The following is a 2,198-nucleotide window of genomic DNA, read 5'->3' on the forward strand; positions in this document are numbered from 1 at the left end:
ACCGCGTGATCCTTGGGGGCGCTTTGCGCCCCATTCGCGGCACAAGGCCGCTCCCACAGGTACTGTGCTGTCGTGTACAGACCGGTGAGAGCGGCCTTGTGCCGCGATGGGCTGCAACGCAGCCCCGGCATTCTCATTGGCGCTGACAAAATGCGGCGCTACCATCGACGCTTGCATCCCTTCCCATTCCAACAAGCACAGGAAGCGTATGAACGAGCAAACCCTTTCTCTCCAGCAACTCGCCGCGCCAGAAGGCAGCTGCTACGGCTGTGGCTGTGCCCACCCCAGCGGCCTGCACCTGCAAAGCCACTGGGACGCCGATGGCATCCACCTGTTGTGCCGACACTCGCCCGACAGCAGCTTCATCGGCTGGCCCGGCCTGGTCTACGGCGGCTTGCTGGCGATGCTGGTCGACTGCCATTCCAACTGGACCGCCATGGCCTACCACTACCGCAACGAAGGCCGCGAAGCGGGTAGCCTGCCGCGCATCGATTGCGTCACCGGCACGCTCAACCTCAGCTACCTGAAACCGACGCCCATGGGGGTCGAGCTGCTGCTCAAGGCGCGCGTTGAAGGCGAAGTCGGGCGCAAGAGCCGGGTCATCTGCGAGGTCTGGGCGGACGATGTGCTGACGGTGACTGCCGACTCGGTATTCGTGCGGGTCGACACCGAAAAGCTCAAGCTCAAGGCCCATGGCCAGGCGTGATCGGCCAGTGCCGATGAGTGGTCGGTGATGGTCAGCGGGCGGGGATGTCACTAGAGTGACAAGCCCATCCCCCAGGCAAGGTTGACCATGACCGATCTGAGCGCATTCCCCATCACCCGCAAATGGCCCGCCCAGCACCCCGAGCGCCTGCAGCTGTATTCGCTGCCCACGCCCAACGGCGTCAAGGTGTCGATCATGCTGGAAGAGATCGGCCTGGCGTACGAGCCGCACAAGGTCAGCTTCGACACCGATGACCAGATGAGCCCTGAGTTCATCTCCCTCAGCGCCAACAACAAGATCCCCGCCATCCTCGACCCGAACGGCCCTGGCGGCCAGCCGCTGGCGCTGTTCGAGTCGGGCGCGATCCTGCAGTACCTGGCCGAGAAGAGTGGCCAGTTGCTCAGCCAGGACCCTGCCATCCGTTACCAGACCCTGCAGTGGTTGATGTTCCAGATGGGCGGCATCGGCCCGATGTTTGGCCAGGTCGGGTTCTTCCACTTCTTTGCGGGCAAGGAATACGAAGACAAGCGCCCGCGCGATCGCTATGTCAACGAATCGAAGCGCCTGCTGGGCGTGCTGGATCGGCACCTTGAAGGGCGGGAGTGGATGGTCGACACGTACAGCATCGCCGATATCGCCATCTTCCCTTGGGTGCGCAACCTGGTGGAGCGCTACAACGCCCGTGAGCTGGTGGGCTTCGATGCGTTCAAGGAAGTGCAGCGGGTGCTGGCCAACTTCCTCGAACGCCCTGCCGTTCAACGGGGCCTGAAGATCCCGGGCTGAACGCCAGGTACTTAACCTGTGGGGCTTGTTCCCACAGGCTCATCTTGCAGCCTAGAAAACCTGATTCAGCACCCAGTACAGGCTACCCGCCAGCAGCATCGCCGCCGGCAAAGTCAGCACCCACGCCATCAGCAGATTGATCAGCGTACGCTTCTGGATCCCCGAGCCATTGGCGACCATGGTCCCGGCCACACCAGAGCTCAGCACATGGGTGGTCGACACAGGCAGCCCGAACATGTCCGCCGCGCCGATGGTGCACATCGCAACCACCTCGGCCGAGGCGCCCTGGGCGTAGCTCAGGTGGGTCTTGCCAATTTTCTCGCCCACCGTCACCACGATGCGCCGCCAGCCGACCAGGGTGCCCAGCCCCAGGGCGATGGCCACGGCCACCTTGACCCATAGCGGGATGTAGCGCGTGGCGTCGTCCAATTGGGTCTTGAACAGCTGCACATGGCTGCGGGTGTCGGCATCAAAGGTTACCAGCTGGTTTTTCTCGATCAGGCGGATGGCTTCGCTGGTCAGGTACATGTCGTTGCGCACGTTGGCCATGGCCTCGGCCGGCACGCGCTTGAGCGAGCCATAGCCTTTGACTTCTTCGCCGATCATGCCGGTCAGTGCGGCGAGTGCGGGCACCAGTTGCGGGGTGGGCTTGGGCTCGGTGATATGGTAGGTCACCTGGCCCCGGTCAGCTGGTGGCCTACCTGCTGCT

General features: G+C 63.4%; 3 protein-coding genes. 2 read left to right on the forward strand and 1 reads right to left on the reverse strand.

Features of this window, described 5'->3' with window-relative positions:
• Positions 1-208: 208 nt before the first annotated feature.
• Both NP534_RS26655 and NP534_RS26660 read left to right on the forward strand, forming a co-directional pair.
• Complete coding sequence (locus NP534_RS26655) at positions 209-706, forward strand: PaaI family thioesterase (RefSeq protein WP_186657428.1); 498 nt, start codon at positions 209-211, stop codon at positions 704-706.
• Positions 707-793: 87 nt separating this feature from the next.
• The gene (locus tag NP534_RS26660; RefSeq protein WP_274100719.1) at positions 794-1,489 is read left to right on the forward strand and encodes a glutathione S-transferase N-terminal domain-containing protein; all 696 of its coding nucleotides are present in this window, start codon (positions 794-796) and stop codon (positions 1,487-1,489) included.
• Between the two features lie 51 nt (positions 1,490-1,540).
• Here NP534_RS26660 and NP534_RS26665 read toward each other — a convergent pair.
• Positions 1,541-2,198 (reverse strand): inorganic phosphate transporter (locus NP534_RS26665; protein WP_274100720.1); only part of this gene is annotated, 658 nt, incomplete at its 5' end.

Origin of the sequence: Pseudomonas sp. 39004, from assembly GCF_028682155.1 — a bacterium.
In the GTDB taxonomy this organism is placed as follows: Bacteria; Pseudomonadota; Gammaproteobacteria; order Pseudomonadales; family Pseudomonadaceae; genus Aquipseudomonas; species Aquipseudomonas capeferrum.